The 19,308-nt window shown below is 38.3% G+C and carries 18 protein-coding genes and 1 tRNA gene; 8 read left to right on the top strand and 11 right to left on the bottom strand.

Annotated elements, in window-relative coordinates:
- Positions 1–45: 45 nt before the first annotated feature.
- A complete protein-coding gene (gene smrA / locus PVK63_RS00095) occupies positions 46–630 on the bottom strand; it encodes a DNA endonuclease SmrA (RefSeq protein ID WP_130049271.1) in 585 nt (194 codons plus the stop codon).
- 201 nt (positions 631–831) lie between these two features.
- Between smrA and PVK63_RS00100 the strand changes: the two genes are divergently transcribed.
- Positions 832–908: transfer RNA gene (locus PVK63_RS00100), tRNA-Pro, on the top strand.
- A 151-nt stretch (positions 909–1,059) separates the two neighbouring features.
- On the opposite strand, the gene PVK63_RS00105 is transcribed toward PVK63_RS00100, so the two are convergent.
- Together PVK63_RS00105 and PVK63_RS00110 are read right to left on the bottom strand one after the other, a co-directional pair.
- Positions 1,060–1,497, bottom strand: a complete 438-nt coding sequence (locus tag PVK63_RS00105; RefSeq protein ID WP_130086600.1) for a DUF411 domain-containing protein — start codon at positions 1,495–1,497, stop codon at positions 1,060–1,062.
- A 106-nt stretch (positions 1,498–1,603) separates the two neighbouring features.
- Complete coding sequence (locus tag PVK63_RS00110; protein WP_130086601.1) at positions 1,604–4,117, bottom strand: copper-translocating P-type ATPase; 2,514 nt, start codon at positions 4,115–4,117, stop codon at positions 1,604–1,606.
- Between the two features lie 84 nt (positions 4,118–4,201).
- Between PVK63_RS00110 and cueR the strand changes: the two genes are divergently transcribed.
- A complete protein-coding gene (gene cueR, locus PVK63_RS00115; protein ID WP_130086602.1) occupies positions 4,202–4,594 on the top strand; it encodes a Cu(I)-responsive transcriptional regulator in 393 nt (130 codons plus the stop codon).
- A gap of 32 nt (positions 4,595–4,626) precedes the next feature.
- Here the strand turns inward: cueR and PVK63_RS00120 are convergent, their stop codons facing one another.
- The 6 genes from PVK63_RS00120 to PVK63_RS00145 all read right to left on the bottom strand — a co-directional run bounded on the left by PVK63_RS00120 (position 4,627) and on the right by PVK63_RS00145 (position 11,352).
- Complete coding sequence (locus PVK63_RS00120) at positions 4,627–5,481, bottom strand: co-chaperone YbbN (RefSeq protein WP_130048092.1); 855 nt, start codon at positions 5,479–5,481, stop codon at positions 4,627–4,629.
- 325 nt (positions 5,482–5,806) lie between these two features.
- Entirely contained in the window at positions 5,807–6,634 is an 828-nt protein-coding gene (locus PVK63_RS00125; RefSeq protein ID WP_130086603.1) for an SDR family oxidoreductase, read from the bottom strand.
- Between the two features lie 137 nt (positions 6,635–6,771).
- The gene (gene proX, locus PVK63_RS00130; RefSeq protein ID WP_130086604.1) at positions 6,772–7,779 is read right to left on the bottom strand and encodes a glycine betaine/L-proline ABC transporter substrate-binding protein ProX; all 1,008 of its coding nucleotides are present in this window, start codon (positions 7,777–7,779) and stop codon (positions 6,772–6,774) included.
- Between the two features lie 2 nt (positions 7,780–7,781).
- Positions 7,782–8,864 carry a glycine betaine/L-proline ABC transporter permease ProW gene (gene proW / locus PVK63_RS00135; RefSeq protein ID WP_130086605.1) on the bottom strand — a complete coding sequence of 361 codons (1,083 nt, stop codon included), beginning with the start codon at positions 8,862–8,864 and terminating at the stop codon, positions 7,782–7,784.
- A 4-nt stretch (positions 8,865–8,868) separates the two neighbouring features.
- Positions 8,869–10,056 carry a glycine betaine/L-proline ABC transporter ATP-binding protein ProV gene (gene proV, locus PVK63_RS00140; RefSeq protein WP_130043092.1) on the bottom strand — a complete coding sequence of 396 codons (1,188 nt, stop codon included), beginning with the start codon at positions 10,054–10,056 and terminating at the stop codon, positions 8,869–8,871.
- Between the two features lie 390 nt (positions 10,057–10,446).
- Entirely contained in the window at positions 10,447–11,352 is a 906-nt protein-coding gene (locus PVK63_RS00145; protein ID WP_130048088.1) for a TIGR01777 family oxidoreductase, read from the bottom strand.
- 132 nt (positions 11,353–11,484) lie between these two features.
- On the opposite strand from PVK63_RS00145, the gene yfcE reads away from it, so the two are divergent.
- Complete coding sequence (gene yfcE / locus PVK63_RS00150) at positions 11,485–12,036, top strand: phosphodiesterase (protein WP_130048087.1); 552 nt, start codon at positions 11,485–11,487, stop codon at positions 12,034–12,036.
- 100 nt (positions 12,037–12,136) lie between these two features.
- Here the strand turns inward: yfcE and PVK63_RS00155 are convergent, their stop codons facing one another.
- Both PVK63_RS00155 and PVK63_RS00160 read right to left on the bottom strand, forming a co-directional pair.
- Positions 12,137–12,682: a regulatory protein ToxS gene (locus tag PVK63_RS00155; RefSeq protein ID WP_130043095.1), complete on the bottom strand. Its 546-nt coding sequence runs from the start codon at positions 12,680–12,682 to the stop codon at positions 12,137–12,139.
- Positions 12,673–13,554, bottom strand: a complete 882-nt coding sequence (locus PVK63_RS00160) for a winged helix-turn-helix domain-containing protein (protein ID WP_130086606.1) — start codon at positions 13,552–13,554, stop codon at positions 12,673–12,675. The genes PVK63_RS00155 and PVK63_RS00160 overlap by 10 nt, the downstream gene beginning before the upstream one ends.
- A gap of 214 nt (positions 13,555–13,768) precedes the next feature.
- On the opposite strand from PVK63_RS00160, the gene htpG reads away from it, so the two are divergent.
- The 5 genes from htpG (at position 13,769) to tig (ending at position 19,275) form a co-directional block, all read left to right on the top strand.
- Positions 13,769–15,667, top strand: coding sequence for a molecular chaperone HtpG (htpG, locus tag PVK63_RS00165; protein ID WP_130048085.1), 1,899 nt, complete (start codon positions 13,769–13,771; stop codon positions 15,665–15,667).
- 264 nt (positions 15,668–15,931) lie between these two features.
- Positions 15,932–16,576, top strand: coding sequence for an adenylate kinase (gene adk / locus PVK63_RS00170; RefSeq protein ID WP_130043098.1), 645 nt, complete (start codon positions 15,932–15,934; stop codon positions 16,574–16,576).
- Positions 16,577–16,659: 83 nt separating this feature from the next.
- Positions 16,660–17,625, top strand: coding sequence for a ferrochelatase (hemH, locus tag PVK63_RS00175; RefSeq protein ID WP_130043099.1), 966 nt, complete (start codon positions 16,660–16,662; stop codon positions 17,623–17,625).
- 91 nt (positions 17,626–17,716) lie between these two features.
- A complete protein-coding gene (locus PVK63_RS00180; protein ID WP_130048083.1) occupies positions 17,717–17,905 on the top strand; it encodes a hypothetical protein in 189 nt (62 codons plus the stop codon).
- Positions 17,906–17,976: 71 nt separating this feature from the next.
- The gene (gene tig, locus PVK63_RS00185) at positions 17,977–19,275 is read left to right on the top strand and encodes a trigger factor (protein ID WP_130048082.1); all 1,299 of its coding nucleotides are present in this window, start codon (positions 17,977–17,979) and stop codon (positions 19,273–19,275) included.
- Positions 19,276–19,308: the final 33 nt, after the last annotated feature.

Raw genomic sequence — 19,308 nt, forward strand, 5'->3', positions numbered from 1 at the left:
GCTAATGTTTATATGAAAAAGCCTCCAAAACTTTGGAGGCTTTTTTTATGAGCTGCGTTTTTGATGCTTTTCTCTATTATCTAATTTTTTAGCTTCACTTTTTCTAAGTAGCACATAAACAGCACCAGTTCCGCCATGTTGTGTTTTTGCTGAGTGAACACACATGACTTCTTTTATTTGTGGTAGCCATTGAGCAACATGGCTTTTAATTAAAGCAGGAGGATTGGATTTAGCTCCTTTGCCATGAACAATAACGGCAAAACGGATATCCATTTTTTGACATTGCTTTAAAAAATGTAAGATCTCATCTCTGGCCTGTTTTAGCGTTCGTTTATGCAGATCTAAGCGTGCTTGAATATCATACTTACCTAAACGAACTTTTCGATAGACTCCATCTTGCATGCCGTCACGTTTGTATTCAATCACATCATCAGGTTGCAATAAAATCGCGGTATCTAAAGATAAATAATCTGAGTCTGTTTCAGCTAAAGCTTGTGCAGCTTCTTTTCTTGCTTGTTGAGATTCATTTGCCTTATGCGGAGATGAAGTAGGAAGCACTGTATCTTGTGTAATTGGTTTTATATCGCCCATCATTTCTTGAAATAGTGATAATTCATCAGAATGTGACATAAAGAATCCTTAAAACGATCATATAATATTGGAAGGATTATAATTATTATACGTACTATTATTAAACAAATATTGAATAAATCCATGTATTTGATGAATTAATAAGCGAACAAATTAAAAAATGAAAATAATGCTTGTCAAAAAAATCCTGAGCAGTATTATAGCCCTCGTTGACACGGACAATGTCTTTAGTTAACAGCTCGGTGAATAGCGCAGCTTGGTAGCGCATCTGGTTTGGGACCAGAGGGTCGGGGGTTCGAATCCCTCTTCACCGACCACTTTTAAGAAAGCCGCATCAGAAATGATGCGGCTTTTTTGCATTTTAGCCAGCTACTAGCTAGGATGATCAGTTGTTTAGCACGATTGGTATAAATGGTATTGGTATCATTCAACACCATTTATGATTCATGACAATCTATTGATATGACCCTAATTATGGGTATTAAATAACGCTAATTTTCCATTCTTTTTAAATGCAACCACTTGGTATTTATCTTTTTGGTCACCATATTCCATGCCAGGAGAGCCCATTGGCATACCAGGAACAGCGAGACCTTTAAAATCTCTAGGATCGGCTAAAAAGTTTTTAATATCTGATGCCGGGATATGTCCTTCAAATACATAACCATCAATTACAGCTGTATGACAAGAGGCAAGGCGAGGATCGACACCTAGCTTTTCTTTTATTGCGGCCATATCTTCATGCTTCTCTGTGTTTACGTCATAGCCATTATCTTTCATATGTTCTTCCCACTCAGTACAGCAACCACAGTAAGGGGATTTATAAGAGGTGACTTCAGTTGCTGCAAATACTGTTGAGCTCATTAACATTAGAGAAGTTAAAGTGAGTGTTTTTACTTTTTTCATTGTGAAGATTCCAAAGGTTATTTTGAATTAGGTGATAGCCAAAACCAGTAGATAATGGCAATAATTAGAGCAATACCAATTAGATTAATCATGCGATGCTCCTTTATTATTTATGAGTAACTCGTTGAGAACGAGGAGTAAATAGTCGTAGTCGGTTAGCATTAGTCACGACAGTAATTGAAGATAATGCCATTGCAGCCCCTGCAACCACTGGGCTTAATAACATGCCAGTAAATGGAAATAAAATACCAGCAGCAATAGGAATGCCGACAGTGTTATAGATAAAAGCACCAAATAGATTCTGCTTCATGTTTTTTATTGTGGCTTTAGATAACTCTATAGCGCTTACAGCAGTTAGTAGTGAGTGGTTCATCAACGTAAGATGGGCGCTTTCAATCGCCACATCGCTACCATTACCCATGGCGATGCCAACCTCCGCTTGTGCGAGAGCAGGGGCATCATTAATACCATCACCAATCATGGCAACTTTTTTGCCTTGGTTTTGTAAGGTTTGAATCGCCTGAGCTTTTCCATCAGGAAGAACTCCTGCAATCACTTGGGTAATTCCCAGTTCTTTTGCAACGTACTGAGCGGTTTCTTTACGATCGCCAGTAAGCATAACCACATCAATACCAAGTTGAGTTAATTGTTCAATGGCTAACGCTGAGTCTGTGCGAATGGAATCACTGACTTCGATAACTCCAATACACTCACCTTTACTGGCGACATACAGTGGTGTTGCTGATGGTGAAATAGCTATGGTTGGTATATCAATACTGTTTTCCATTAGATAAGTATGATTACCAATATAAACCGTATCACCATTAACCAGAGCAGAAGCCCCTAATCCTAGTTGAGCGATAAATTCACTACTGTCGATAATAGGCCAAGTATTGTTCTCTAAATGGCTTATAACTGCTTGAGCTAAAGGGTGTTCAGAGTGGCTTTCAACCGCTGCAGCTAATGAAATAACATGCATTTCTGAATGATGATTAAAAGCAGTCACTTTGGTTACGGTTGGTTTACCTTCGGTTAATGTTCCGGTTTTATCAACAACAACAGTATCGATTGTGCTTGCTGTTTGAAGCACATCAGCATCCTTTATTAAAGCGCCGAACTCGGCGGCCTTACCTATACCTACCGTTACCGACATTGGTGTGGCAAGACCAAGAGCACAAGGGCAGGCAATAATCAGTACCGTTGTTGCAACAACCAGCATGTAACTAGAGGTAGGTTCTGGCCCAAAGTTATACCAAATTAAAGCAGATATAATCGCAATGATCATAACGCTTGGGACAAATACCGATGATATTTGGTCAGCTAATTTTGCCAATTTAGGTTTACTGCTTTGAGCATTGCGAACCATTGAAATAATACGAGCTAACATGGTGTGTTCACCCACGTTTGTTGCTATGAAAGTAAAACTTCCTTGTTGGTTAATGGTGCCAGCATGAACGGTATCATCTTTGGATTTTAAACAAGGTAAAGGCTCACCTGTTAGCATAGATTCATCTAAGTAGCTTTCTCCACTGATGATTGAGCCATCAACAGGTATTTTCTCACCCGGTTTGATTTTAATGATCATTCCTTGAATCACTTGAGCAATTGGCAGGGTTATTTCTTGGCCATTTTGTAATACGGTTGCGGTTTGTGGTTGAAGATCTAGCAGTTTTTCTATTGCATTAGAGGTGCGATTACGAGCTTTAGTTTCTATTAAATTTCCAAACGTAATTAAACCTAAGATCATTGCCGTTGCTTCAAAATAAACATGACGAGCTTGCAGTGGAAAAAACTCAGGATAGATAACCAGAGCCATAGAATAAAGCCAAGCAGAGCCGGTTCCCAATGCGACTAAGGTGTCCATAGTTGCTCTATGGTGGGTAAAGGCTTTCCATGCGTTCACATAGAAATGCTTACCGGCAGTGAGCAGTAAACCTAAGCAAATTAAACCTATAAGCCCCCAAGCCAATTGGTCATTTACTGTGGTGATTTGCATATTTCCACCAAAGACACCCCAAAGCATTAATGGTGCACCTATGATAAGAGAGATGATGGTGTTTTTTTTATGTGTGGCAATGGTTTTTAAGAATAACTCTTTTTGTCTAGCACGACGTTGGTCTTCATTTAAACTTAATTCTGCACCATAGCCACCAGCTTCAATTGCTTGAATTAGTTCTGTTACGTTGATATTGCCGTGAATAAGAGCGGTTCGCTCAGCCAAATTAACGGTTACTGATTCTACATGACCCACTGTTGAAATGATGCTTTCTACAGAAGCGACACAACTGGCACAAGTCATTCCTGATAGTATTAATTGAGTTGTTTTATCATTTATCGTGGGAGTTGGCTTGGTCGTTTTGATAATCGGCTTAGTCTGTTTATTTGAGTCTTGTTTATTATCAGAATTCAGTGGTGTCGTGTTTGCTTCAGGAACAAAATAGCCAAGCTTCTCAATAATATCTACGATGCTTTGATAAGGAAGTGTTGTTATCAGAGTTAATTCTGTTTTGGTTACTGAGTATTGAGATATGTTTGGGTTATTAGCAAGCTCTTGTTCAACCTTTGCTATGCAACGACCACAGTTTAATCCTGACAATGGAAGAGTAAATTCCTGACTCATAATAACCTCGTTAACTATTCTTGATATTGCGAATAATAAACCTTACAGTAAATGGAAGGTCAAGATATTAAATGAGATAAAACTATGAATATTAGTGAAGTAGCGAAGTTAACAGGACTAACAGCGAAAACCATTCGGTTTTATGAAAGTAAAGGAGTGATAAAAGAAGCAAGTAGGAGTGCTAATGGATATCGTCAATATACTAAAATTCAGGTAGAGGAATTACAATTAATTAGACGTTCAAGATTAGTTGGATTTAGCTTAGAAGAGTGCCAAGAACTATTAAGTTTATCAAATAATCCTAATCGTCGAAGTGCAGACGTAAAAGCAAAAACGTTGGGAAAAGTTGCAGAGATCGAAGAAAAAATTCAGGAACTAAAAGGAATGAAGCAGACATTATTAGATTTAGCCGATGCTTGTCCAGGTGATGAAGGCCATGATTGTCCTATTATTAAAGGATTAACCTGCTGCCATTAGAAATAACAGCAACAGGTTTACTACTCAATAGGTTAGTAAAGAAGAGAATAAAGTTGACGACGGTACTTACCTGCGACAGGATTTCCTTGACCAAGAGCAGATAATATATCCATCATGGTTTTCTTAATTTGACCATCTTGCGCGTTAAGATCTTTTAGCAACGCTGCCATCAAAATATCTAGTGCTTCTTCTTGTCGGCTGACTTGACTGTATTGAATCGCAAGCTCTAAAGCTAACGCATTATTGCTAGGATCTGCGTTATATTTTTCTTCTAATGCTTGGATTTCTGGGCTGCTTCCTGCTTGTTTATGTAGTTCAAGCTTAGCAATTAACTCTTTGTATTTGCTGTCTTGATCTTGCATTAATATTTCAGAAAGAACAGCCTCTGCTTGATCAAATGCTTGGGTTTCAATATAGCACTGTGCGATATGCAGTTTTATTTGACCATTACCGCCAAAGTGTTCAAGAAGAGCGAGTAATGTAGGAAGTGCTGCTTGATATTCACCTTCTTCAACCAGTTTAAATGCTTGACCTAATTGAAGTTCTTCTTGGCTCGGTAGATGTTTACCTAGCATATCTTGAATGGCTTCAATCGTTTGAGGCCCTCCCATACCATCAATCGCTTGGCCGTTTTTAAATAAAGCAATCGTTGGTAGCGTTTGAACACCAAATTGTTGTGCAAGACCTTGCTGTTCTTCACAGTTAAGTAGAGCAAGAGTTACGGCATCACCATATTGCTGGGAAAGTTGTTGTAAGGCAGGAATAACAGCAATACTTTCTTGGCTCATTGGCGCCCAGAAGTGGATTAGCACAGGGGTTTGCATTGAGCTTTCTAAAATTTGTTGGAAGTTTTGTTCGTTTAGTTCAACGCTATGTTCTGGTTGCATGATCTTTCCCTAAAAACAGTATGTATTCTTCATATAGATATATGGGGAGTTATATTGATTTTCAAGGAAATAGAAAGAAGAAAGCCACTATAATTGACTTATAGTGGCTCTTCTAAGTGTAAGTGGCTATTAGATCAGTATGAATACCGCAACCGCAACACTCACACAGATCCAGTTGATTTTACCTAGTGTCATATTCCCCCCCGAAAAAACACCATCTACCGGATAGAATGAATATACGATTCTAATATGACACTAATATTACATTTTTACTCTTTTCTCACATTTATTAATTATTACACAGCGATGACACTATAAAGTTAGGTTAATCACTCTTATTTAAGATCATATCTAAGCACTTTGTTGGTAATAATCGTTTCAGAACCGAAAATAAATGAGTTGGAAAGGTGACTCGATAACGAGTTTTTGGCCTTGATGAGTTAAGTGCGTGAAGTAGGGGAGGGATAATAGAATCTGTAGGGAGGACAAAAGCACTACCAGATTGTTCTTTTTCAAGTCGTTGTTGTTGAATAAGGTATTTTTCTTTATGGTAACTGGTATCTATGTTTACCCATTTTTTAAATGCTTTCAATGCATTAGAACGGAATTTGGTTTCAATTGGACCTGGTTCAATTAGGCTGACTTTTATGTTTGTTTCTGATAACTCTAAACGTAATGTGTCAGTCCATCCTTCAATAGCAAATTTTGATGCGTTGTAAGCTCCGCGATATTTCATTGCTACAATACCTAGCACTGAACTATTTTGAATGATACGACCTTGCTTTTGTTTTCTCATTACAGGAAGCAGTTCTGTGACTAATTGGTGCCAACCAAAGAAATTTGACTCGAACTGCTCTTTTAATGCTTCTCGGGGTAGGTCTTCGAGCGCTCCGGCTTGACCATATGCACCATTATTGAACAATGCGTATAATTTTCCATCAGTAAGTCTTATTACTTCAGTGACAGCATCAGTAATACTTTGTGGGTCACTATAGTCCAAATAGAGGCAAGTTAATCCTTCACTTTGTAATCGTTCTATATCTTCTTTTTTACGACAAGAAGCGATAACGTTAAAGCCATGCTTTTGTAATTGATGGGCTGCAGTATAACCAATGCCTGTTGAGCAGCCTGTAATGAATATAGTTCGTGTCATTAACTCTTATCCCTAATAAATGATGACCATATTATACAATAACGCTGTATTTCTATTGCTGGATTTTTGATATAAAAAAGACCAATGGTAGATCCCATCGGCCTTTGTTTATATTTAAGTGGATGTCGTTATTAGATTTAGATAGCGGCTTTTTTCGCTTCAGCTAACCAAGAATCAAACAGTGCTCGGTTTGCTTTTATCCAACCATCCACATGGGATTGAATGTCAGCAGAGCTGTTTTTTCCTCTACTCATCATCATATTTTGTGCACTGACGTCATTAATGTTCAGTTTGATGATCTCAAATAACTTAGCAGCAGCAGGGTTTTGAGCCGCAAATTCTTTGTTTGCGATAATACGCATTGAGTTCATCTCAAAGCCGTAGTTTTTTCCATTAGATAATGTGGTATCGACATTTTTACGATCCCCCGGAAGTGATGAGAAAGGTACTTCTAACCAGACTACATCTTTATTAGGAACCAATACGCCACTTACCCAGTAAGGAGTCCAAGTATAGTAGAGAATAGGTTCACCATTTTTGTAACGTGAAATCGTATCAGCAATAATTGCGGCATAATTACCTTGGTTATGAGTGACAGTGTCCTCAAGTTGGTAAGTTCCAATTTGATGCTCGATCACCATTTCACAACCCCAACCCGGGTTACAGCCAGTAAGATCTGCTTTGCCATCACCGTCAGCATCAAACAATTTCGCTAATTTAGGATCTTTTAATTGCCCAATGTTTGTAATGCCATACTTTTCAGCGGTTTTTTTATCAATTAGGTAACCTTGAGCAGCACCGCTCACGTATTGACCTTGACGATAGAACTTATCATCACCACCAGACATTTTGTATTTATCCGCATGAAGAGGGAACCAGCCAACAGCAAGGAAAGTTGCATCACCTTTTGCAATCGACGTATAAGCTACGTTGTAATCAACTTCTTTTGTTGGTTTTACATCATAACCTAGCTCTTCAAGCGCTCGGTTTACAATCGATGTTTGAAACGTTTCTTCTGCAACTGTAGATTGAAGAGCTTGCACTGTAACGCCTTCACCTGGGAGTTTTTCTGCCCATACATTTGATGATAGAGCGAGAGTGGAAACGATACTCGCTGTCAGTGCTTTCTTCCATGAATTAATCATTCTTATTTCTCCTTAAGTTGTAGTTCTGTTTTTGGTTCTTTTTTTTGAGTAAATATATTTAGCAAGATAGAAACAGGGCCCATGTTATACCAACGTAATTTAGTATTACCTGCGTTTGCCCCTAATACTTGAGTGATTCGGTCTAGTAAAATAGCGAGTATTACAATACCTAAACCACCGACGGCTGCTAGTCCCATATCTAGTCGTCCAATACCTCTTAATACCATTTGACCTAATCCACCTACCGCGATCATTGAGGCAATAACCACCATAGATAGAGATAGCATTAAGGTTTGGTTAACACCGGCCATAATCGTTGGTAGTGCTAGTGGAAGTTGAATTCGATACAGCATTTGCTTTTTGCTGGCTCCAAATGAATGGCCAGCTTCGATTAGTTCTTCTGGTACTTGTTGAATACCTAGAATGGTTAAACGTACGACAGGAGGCAGTGCAAAAATAATAGTTACAACAACGCCGGGTACATTACCGATACCAAATAACATTACAATTGGAACTAGGTAAACAAAGGCTGGGGTTGTTTGCATTGCATCTAAGATTGGGCGAACGAATTTTGCGGCGGTTTTGCTTCTTGCCAGCCAAATCCCCATAGGTAACCCAATAAGTAGGCAGAAAAAGACAGAGGTCATTACTAATGACAGAGTGGTCATGGCTTCAGACCAAGCACCGATAAGGCCAATAATGAGTAATGAAGCTGCTGTTGAGATCCCTAGCTTAAGGTTCGAAAATTGCCATGCTAATAAAAATAAAATAAGAAGCATGAATGGTGCTGGTGTTGATACTAATGCCGTTTCAAAAGAGCTTAAGATAAAATCAATCGGTACTCGAATGGCTTGAAATAATGGACGACCATGTTCAACTAACCAGTTTAAGCCAGACTCCACCCAAACATCGACAGGAAGTACGGCTTCCTCAAAGGGATTTAAGGGGTCAAAAGTATTTACTTCGATAGTTTCATGATTTAACCAATCAGCCGAGGCTGATGTATCGCCAACTTGGCCCCATGGGTCATCGCTTGTTGGTGCTGTTTGTGACCATGGGTCATTGTTTGTTTGTTCTGATGACATCGTTCTACCCCTTATCTAACGTCTGAAGCAGTCGTGATTTAGTCACAACACCGAAATACTTACCACTCTCGTCAACCACAGGTACAGAGTAAGGAACATTAGCCACTACGCCTAAAATATCATTGATAGCTTGGTTTGGTTTGAGTGTTACACCATCTGTAAGTTGAGCACTGACAAGAGAGTTGTTGTCGTTATGTGCTTCGCGAAGAGAATCAACAGAGACGATGCCAGAATAGAGGCTACTCTTATCTACAACGATGCCATATTCCCTGTCATTATCCATTAGATATTGAAGAGCAGATGCTGGACCATCATGTTCTGATTTCTTAAACATGGCGGCAGGTTTTTTACGAGCAATGTCTTTGGCAGTTAAGACGTTCGCGACATTAACACCACGAAAGAAGGCTTCAACATAATCATTTGCGGGGTTGTTGAGGATATCGTCAGGAGTTCCGACTTGAACTACCTCACCATTTTGCATAATGGCAATTCGGTCACCAATGCGCATGGCTTCATCTAAATCGTGAGAAATAAAGACAATAGTACGTTTATCATCATTTTGTAGGCGGATAAGCTCATCTTGCATTTCTGTTCTAATCAATGGGTCAAGAGCAGAGAAGGCTTCATCCATTAATAGAATGTCAGGATCGCAAGCAAGCGCCCTTGCTAGGCCAACGCGTTGTTTCATACCACCTGATAATTCATCGGGATAAGATTCTGCGTATACATCAAGACCAACTCTTTCTAATGCACTTAATGCACATTGTTTACGTTTTTCAATCTCTACGCCAGCCAGCTCTAAACCAAAAGCTGCATTTTCTATAACAGTCATGTGCGGCATTAGGGCAAAGTTTTGAAAAACCATTGAGATATTATTGCGGCGAACTTCGCGGAGTTCTTCTTCAGAGATATGTGCAATGTCTTTACCTTTTAGGAGTACATTGCCTTGGGTAGGTTCGATTAGGCGATTAAGAAGTCGTACCAAGGTCGATTTACCAGAACCAGAGAGGCCCATAATGACGAAAATTTCACCTTCTTGAATACTTAGAGATACGTCATTAACACCAATGGTTAACCCTGTTTTCTCAAAAACTTCTTCCTTATTTGCACCTTCATCAATCATTGTAAAGGCGCGGTCAGTGTCTTCACCAAACACTTTGTACAGTCCCTTAACTTCCAGTATGGGATTCATTTTTAAGTCCTTCGCAAGATATGCGTATTGATAATTCGTTAGTACTATAATTAAAAATCATCCAAATCTCAATGATCACCATACTGTAAAAATCACAACATTAATGATGCTATCTAATTCTCAAATAAGCAAATACACAAAACTTAAGCTTATGCCATTGTTTATTCTGTATTTTTTATTTGTTGGGATAGAGTAATCCATCAGTTAATTATTTTAAATGAGAATGCTTATAGCTGAAGGGTTTTGGTAGAATTAGGGGGAGTGGCTTAATTAATTCGAGTACAAATTAAAATTGATGAGTGATCTCTTTTAATTGTTTATGTTCGATTTTGGTGAAAATGATTGGAGTTAACATATTTGTAATATTGTTTTTTCCAATCATTATAATTTTTAGCTTAATAACTGTTTGAGTGCAGACTCTATTCGAGAATAGCGAAATTTAAATCCTTCATGGACGAGTCGCTTTGGTCGAACTCGTTGACTGTCTGTTAGCAGAACAGAAGCTTCTCCTAATATACCTTTAATGATAATGTTTGGAGTAAATAGAAAGTGTGGCCGTTTTAATGTCTTTGCTAAAGTTTGACTAAATAAGCGATTAGAGACAGGGTGAGGGGCCGTTAAGTTATAAATACCTTGGCTTTCTTCTTGTGTCATTAAATGCAAAATACCATAAACCATATCATCAATATGAATCCAAGATAGGTACTGTTTTCCATTTCCAACTGGGCCACCTAAACCAAATTTATAAGGCAATAACATTTTTTTTAGGGCGCCACCTAAAGGAGATAATACGACCCCCGTTCGTAAGATACAAACGCGAGTATTTTTACTTTGAGCTTGTAGTGCTTTATTTTCCCACTGCTGGCAGACTTGATGAGCAAAATCTGCAGAGACTATCTTAGTCTCCTCATCAATATCTTTTTGGCCATTATCCCCGTAATACCCAATGGCTGATCCCGATATAAAGCATCGTGGTGGTGTTGTGGATGCAAGACAGAGTTGTGCCAATTGCTCAGTTAACTTGCACCGGCTATCAGAGATGATTTTTTTTTGTTTACGGGTCCATTTTTTATCAGCAATCGGCTCCCCTGCTAAATTAATGACAGTATCAATATCATTAAGATCGGAAAGTGTAGAAAGATCCGAAATGAAATCAACATGAGGCAAAGCTAAATGAGCTAATGAAAATTGAGCTTTTTCTATATTGCGCGTCAGAAGCACTAGCTCATGACCTTTAAGGTGATCCAGTAACTGTTTTCCGATCAACCCTGTACTTCCCGTAATGAGTATCTTCATCCCGTCTCCTGCAAGATATTTATAACTGTCGTCTAAGTTAAGTATAAATAGAGTTCACTGATTGGCAACTTTCATTGAATTTTCCTTTATACTTGAGCTTTGAAATGGCTCTTAAATACTGTAAGGACTCTTGTGAAATTATTTTTTGCCTCTGATTTACACGGCTCATTGACTGCGACTCAACGTATGATTGATGCGTTTACTGCTTCTAAAGCGGATCATTTAATTCTTCTTGGTGATCTGATTAATTTTGGGCCAAGAAATCCGATCCCTGAAGGGCATAACCCTATCGCCGTAGCTGAATTATTAAATCAATACGCAGAGTCTATCATCGCAGTGAGAGGGAATTGTGACAGTGAAGTCGATCAAATGCTGTTATCTTTTCCTATTATGTCTGATTACAATATTGTGTTGTTGCCTACGGGGCAGAAATTATTTTTAACACATGGTCATATTTATAATGCTGACAAACGTCCTTTATTAAAGAAGGGAGATATTATCGTTCATGGACATACGCATATTACGGTAGCTGAATGGCAAGGAGAGCAGATTATTTTTAACCCGGGTTCAACGACTTTTCCTCGTAATGAAGACGGAAAACCGAGCTATGGTTTACTTGATGATAGTTGTTTGTCTGTTCTTGATTTTGATGGGAATGTATTGAATTCCATTGAGCTAAAATAGCATCAATTATTGGGTAAGAAGACTATTGATTAGACAATAAAAATCCGAGGTGATTGCCATCTCGGATTTTTATTGTGATGTTCAGTTAACGAAAGCTATTTTAATGAGAAAATAGAATACCTGAACCATAATTTAAGCTGGTCAGTAATAATGTTTTATCATTAACCACATCAACACGTTTACTTTGTTGAGCATCCATTCTGAATACGCGCATGATCAATTTTTTCTGTGAACCAGAAAAATCTTTATTATCATTGGCGGTAACATCCTTAAATTCAGTAGGGTCAATTAATAAGTAATCTCCGCTGTAATCCCAGTTCCCCGTTTCCATAACATTAATCGTTAATGGGAGGACATTCTCAGATTGGCCACTAAAAAGTGTCAGTGTAGATGATTTTGAATAAGTCTTATTTGGCAGATAGACAACATTTGATTTAATATCAGCGCGTTTTAAAGGGCCCATGTCATCATAATCAGTATCAATACGAACGGTACTCATACTTTGCCATTCTTTAGATGTTAATAGTTGTTCGACTTTACTGTCGCTTTCCCAATAAAACCACCCACTGCCTAACATTGATATTAGAAGAAGAGCGACGGGAAAAAAGCGTTTTGCTATTGGAAGTTGCTCGCTATTTAACCACATACTTTATCTACCTCTTTTTGATCAATCAATAATCGGACACTAATACTTTGATCGCTGTGTTCTTCATTATGAATATAATTCAGTGTGATTTGATTTGGTTGGCCACTCGTCGCAATAACTTCTATTGGTTTTAGCGTATCAACATGGTTTGAATTATAAAAGACAGTACATTGCTCAATCAGAGGTTGCCATTTATCGATATTAGGGTGGTTAACAGGAACGAAAATAGGCACGTCGTCATATTTTGCTACTTGTATAAATGCGTCTGATTTTGGAGTGTGATTCACATAAGCAATGATAGGCAAGATAAAAGCGATAATCAGAGTTAGCGTACCAAGTAACGATAAGTGAGCTTGTGGCTGATTCGTTGTGATATTTTCTTTTGCTACGGAATTTATAGTTTGCTCTTTAGCGGAGCTATTCACCGTGAGCTCTTGAGGTGATTCTTCTTGATGATCGATTGTTGGGTTATCGATATCCGTTAAAAAATCATTATTTTCATCTGCGCTTTCTAGCACATCATCCGTGACTTGATGTACGGCAGTTGAAATAAATTGATAACCACGTTTAGGCACTGTTTTTACATAAACAGGTAGTTTAGTTGGGTCTTGTAGCATTTTTCGTAGCGTCGAAATAGCTTGTGTTAAACTAGAATCATCGACTTCAAATCCTTGATCTCGCCATACATACTCATGTAACTCATGACGACTAACAACCTTCCCTGGTTCTTGAATAAGTAGGCTTAAAACACGACTTTCATTCCCCCCAATTCGAATAATCTCATCGTCATTTAATGTATCAATAAGGCTATTATCGTTAGGATCGAACAGAAACCGGTTGCCAATAATAATTTTGTTATTTTCTATATTCATTGGTTGTTAACTCAGTAATGGTGATTCTTATGAATGATATCCAAGTATCATTTTTAGAATGTCTATTTTATGTCAAAACTTATCATTACGCATTTTATAGTATAAAAAAAGCAAAAAAACAGTGTTTTTTACATTGCTTTACCTTGAATTGAGGTATTGATGTCCTTATTTCAATTAATAAGTTAAATATATTCTGTTATTTTCGGAGTTTTAGATGAGCGAACAAACAATTAATAACAAAGAAACACGCGGCTTTCAGTCAGAAGTTAAGCAACTACTTCATCTTATGATCCACTCTTTATATTCTAATAAAGAGATCTTTTTACGTGAATTAATCTCAAACGCATCAGACGCATCTGACAAATTGCGTTTCAAAGCACTATCAAATGGTGATCTTTATGAAGGTAATGCAGACCTTGGTGTTAAATTATCTTTTAACGAGGCTGCAAACACTTTAACCATTTCTGATAATGGTATTGGTATGAGCCGTGAAGATGTGATTGAGCATTTAGGTACAATTGCTAAATCAGGCACTGCTGATTTCTTTTCAAAACTATCAGATGATCAAAGTAAAGACTCTCAATTGATTGGTCAGTTTGGTGTTGGTTTCTATTCTGCGTTCATTGTTGCAGATGCAGTAACAGTCCGTACTCGTGAAGCGGGTGTAGCGAAAGACCAAGCGGTTCAGTGGCATTCTGAAGGTGAGGGTGACTATACAATTGAAGACATTACTAAAGAAACTCGCGGTACGGATATTATTCTTCATATGCGTGAAGAAGGTAAAGAGTTCTTAAGTGAGTGGCGCCTAAAAGAAGTGATTGGTAAATACTCTGATCACATCGGTATTCCTGTTTCCCTTTGGTCTGTAGAAAAAGACGAAGAAGGCAAAGATAAAGAAGGAAAGTGGGAACAAGTAAACAAGGCTCAAGCGCTTTGGACTCGCAGTAAATCAGAGATTGAAGATGCTGAGTATCAAGAGTTTTATAAGCACGTATCTCATGATTTTGCTGACCCACTGACGTGGAGCCATAATAAAGTAGAAGGTAAAAACGATTACACGAGCCTTCTATATATTCCAGCCAAAGCACCGTTTGATATGATGAACCGTGATCACAAAAGTGGCTTGAAGCTGTATGTTCAACGTGTATTTATTATGGATGACGCTGAACAATTTATGCCGAGTTACCTACGTTTTGTTAAAGGTTTGATTGACTCAAATGATCTTCCGCTAAACGTATCTCGTGAAATTCTTCAAGATAATAAAGTGACTCAGTCATTACGTAGCGCGTGTACTAAACGTGTACTAGGTATGCTTGAGAAAACAGCGAAGAAAGATGATGAAAAATATCAAACTTTCTGGAAAGAATTTGGACAAGTACTAAAAGAAGGCTTGGCTGAAGATTTTGCGAATAAAGATAAAATTGCCGGTTTATTGCGTTTTGCTACCACGGATAAAGACAGTTCAGAGCAATCGATGAGCTTAGCTGGGTATATTGAACGTATGAAAGAAGAACAAGATAAGATCTTCTATCTAACGGCAGACAGCTATGCTGCGGCGAAGAACAGTCCGCACCTAGAGCAATTTAAAGCAAAAGGCATTGAAGTTGTTCTAATGTATGACCGTATCGATGAGTGGCTGATGAGCTACTTAACTGAATTCGATGGTAAGCAATTCCAATCAATCACAAAAGCAGGCTTAGATTTAAGCAAGTTTGAAGATGAAGCGGAAAAAGAAAAGCAAAAAGAAACAGAAGAAGAGTTCAAATCGGTTGTTGAGCGCACTAAATCATACTTGGGTGACCGAGTGAAAGAGGTTCGTACAACCTTCAAACTAGCAACGACACCCGCTGTTGTTGTAACCGATGATTTTGAAATGGGAACACAAATGGCAAAACTTCTAGAAGCCGCTGGTCAAGCCGCTCCTGAAGTGAAGTACATTTTTGAAATAAACCCAGAACATGCTCTTATCAAGCAAATGGCAGATGAAGCGGATGAAGAAGCATTTGGTCGTTGGGTTGAAATGCTGCTTGGCCAAGCTATGTTAGCTGAACGTGGCTCTTTAGATGATCCATCGCAATTTTTAAGTGCAATGAATCAATTATTATCTAAATAATAGATAATACCGTAATCTAGATAAACGCAATGAGACCTATGCATTTTACACTAAGGTCTCATTGTTTTTTTATTGTTACGAAATAGACTCTATTTAGCGGTTATTTTTGCTTTTTTCATCGCAAACTTGATAGCTTTATCAGTTCCGTGTATCTTTCACGACTTATTTTTATAAATAAAACTTATACCTAAGTTTATAAGTAGTTGTCATTTTTACTTGTAAGGTTTGGTATAAATTCCAAGATTATTTTTTAAGGGGAAAACAATGCGTATCATCCTTTTAGGTGCACCTGGTGCGGGTAAAGGTACTCAAGCTCAGTTCATCATGGATAAATATGGTATTCCACAAATCTCTACAGGTGACATGCTACGTGCTGCTATTAAAGCGGGTACAGAGCTAGGCAAACAAGCTAAATCTGTAATTGATGCTGGTCAACTTGTATCTGATGAGATCATCCTTGGTCTTGTTAAAGAGCGTATTGCTCAAGAAGATTGCGCTAAAGGTTTCCTACTAGATGGTTTCCCTCGTACAATTCCTCAAGCGGATGGTTTAAAAGAGAACGGTGTATCTATCGATTACGTTCTTGAGTTTGATGTTGCTGACGAAGTAATCGTTGAGCGTATGTCTGGCCGTCGTGCTCACTTACCTTCTGGTCGTACTTATCACGTTACATTTAACCCGCCTCAAGTTGAAGGCCAAGATGATGTAACTGGTGAACCTCTTGTTATTCGTGAAGATGATAAACCTGAAACAGTACTTGCTCGCCTAGGTATCTACCATGAGCAAACTGCGCCACTTATCGCTTACTACAATAAAGAAGCTGAAGCAGGTAAAACTCAGTACCTTAAATTTGATGGTACTAAGTTAGTTGCTGAAGTTAGCGCTGAGATCGAAAAAGCACTAGCGTAATCTTACGTAGTCAGTAATTTATTGTTATATTGAAGGCGACCTTATCGGTCGCCTTTTTTTATAGACAATAATGGATAATAACTGTGAATAATAAAAAAGCAGGGGTGCTATTAGTTAATTTAGGTACGCCAACCGCACCAACCACATCAGCAGTAAAAACCTTTTTATCTGATTTTTTACATGATAAACGTGTTGTTGATATGAATCGCTTTCTTTGGTGTCCATTACTCCATGGTGTCATCCTACCTATAAGAGCGCCTAAAGTGGCGAAGTTATATGAAAGTGTTTGGATGGACGAAGGTTCACCGTTAATGGTCTATTCAAAACGTCAAGCGGCAGCATTGCATTCATTTTTAAATGTGCCAGTTGAGCTAGGTATGACTTATGGAGAACCAAGCATTAAATCAGGGATTGAGCGTTTAGAGGCTCAAGGATGTGATGAAATAGTCATTTTACCCCTGTATCCTCAATATTCCCGTACTACCTCAGCAGCCGTGTTTGATCAAATTGCTAAGCAATATAAAACCACATCGGTGTTACCCGACTTCTCACTTGTTCATAATTATCATGATCACCCTCTCTATATTAAAGCCCTTGCTGAATCTATCCGTCTTTCATGGGAGAAGAAGGGCAAAGGTGATTATGTATTATGTTCGTATCATGGGATCCCACAGCGTTTTGTTGATAATGGCGATATTTATGCCAAACATTGTGAACGAACAACAGAATTGCTTGCTCAAGAATTAGGATTAACATCTGAACAAATAGGCATGAGCTATCAATCCCGTTTTGGGCGAGAAGCGTGGTTGCAACCTTATACTTCAGAGATGTTAACTGAACTTACTCCAAAAGGAATTAAATCATTAGATATCATTAGTCCTGCATTTTCGTCTGATTGCTTAGAAACCTTAGAAGAGCTTTCAGAAGAGTGTAAAGAGATATTTATGGAGGCTGGTGGTCAAAAATACACCTTTATTCCATGTTTAAATGATGATGAATTACATATTGAAATGATGGCAGATATTGTAAAAAGTAAGATTTCAGCATAAAAATGAATTTTTTTAATAAAAAAAGCAGTTAAAAGGGTTGAAAAGACTAACCAATTGCCCAATTTCTTATTAAAGATTATCAACGTGTGTAGTGAGTCTCGACATAGATGGGTCAGATCGCTACAATATCGCGTCTTATTTTGCCACTTGGCTAAATGCCGTATTTTATTTAATTAAAGTACGCGATCTACTTATTATTCATATTAAGCAGATAAAAGAAGATACCCAATTGGTATCACGAATCATAGGGGTTACGGTTTCTATTTTATTAGACCTGTAACGCAAGGATGCGACACGTATTTTTTGTCGCAAACTCAGAGAACCTGAGTCGATTTTGAGGTTTATATAAACATGCAAGTTACTGTTGAAACTAAAGAAGGCCTAGAGCGCGTTCTAACTATTACTGTACCAGCGGCAAACATTGAAGACGCTGTAAATGCTGAGCTTCTTAATATCGCTAAAAATCGTCGCTTTGATGGCTTCCGTAAAGGTAAAGTGCCAATGAAGATGGTTGCTAAAATGTACGGTAGTGCAGTTCGTAACGACAAAATGGGTGAAGTTATGCAACGTCACTTCATTGAAGCGATCATTAAAGACAAAATCAACCCAGCTGGCGCTCCAACATTCGCACCAGTAGAATTTGCTGAAGGTCAAGATTTAGTATTCACTGCAACATTTGAAATCTACCCAGAAGTAACACTTCAAGGCCTAGACAAAGTTGTTGTTGAAAAACCACAAGTTGAAGTTAAAGACGAAGACGTAGCAGAAATGCTAGAAACACTACGTAAGCAACAGTCTACTTGGGCTGATGCTGACGTTGCTGCTGAAGACGGTACTCGCGCTACAATCAACTTCGTTGGTTCTATCGATGGTGAAGAATTTGAAGGCGGTAAAGCAGATAACTTCCCTCTAGAAATGGGCCAAGGTCGTATGATCCCTGGTTTTGAAGATGGTATCAAAGGTAAGAAAGCTGGCGAAGAAGTAACTATTGACGTTAACTTCCCAGAAGACTACCACGCAGAAAACCTAAAAGGTAAAGCGGCACAATTCGCTATCACTGTAGTTAAAGTTGAAGCTCGTGAGCTTCCTGAACTGAATGACGAATTCGTTGCTAAGTTTGGCGCTGAAGGTGGCGTTGAAGGTCTTAAAGCTGAAGTTCGTAAGAACATGGAGCGTGAATTAGCTCAAGCTGTTAAAAACAAGATCAAAGAACAAGCTATCAACGGTTTAGTTGAGCAAAACAACATCGACGTTCCTTCTGCTCTTATTGATCAAGAAGTTGAAGTACTACGTCAACAAGCAGTTCAACGTTTTGGCGGCAACGCTGACACAGCTCCTGAGCTTCCACGTGAATTGTTCGAAGAACAAGCTAAACGTCGCGTAGTTGTTGGTCTTCTTCTTGGTGAAGTTATCAAGTCTGAAGAACTAAAAGCTGATGATGAGAAAGTAAAAGCGCTTATCAACGAAATGGCTTCTGCATACGAAGATCCAACAGAAGTTGTTGCTTACTACGAAGGTAATGAGCAAATGATGAACAACATGCGTAATGTTGCTCTAGAAGAACAAGCTATCGATGCAATCCTTGCTAAAGCACAAGTTTCTGAAAAAGAAGTTGGCTTTAACGAACTAATGAATCAACAACCTGCTTAATTTCTAATTTAATTAAGTAGTTAGTTGACTTAG

The sequence above is a fragment of the Aliivibrio sp. S2TY2 genome (genome assembly GCF_028765525.1).
In the GTDB taxonomy this organism is placed as follows: domain Bacteria; phylum Pseudomonadota; class Gammaproteobacteria; order Enterobacterales; family Vibrionaceae; genus Aliivibrio; species Aliivibrio finisterrensis_A.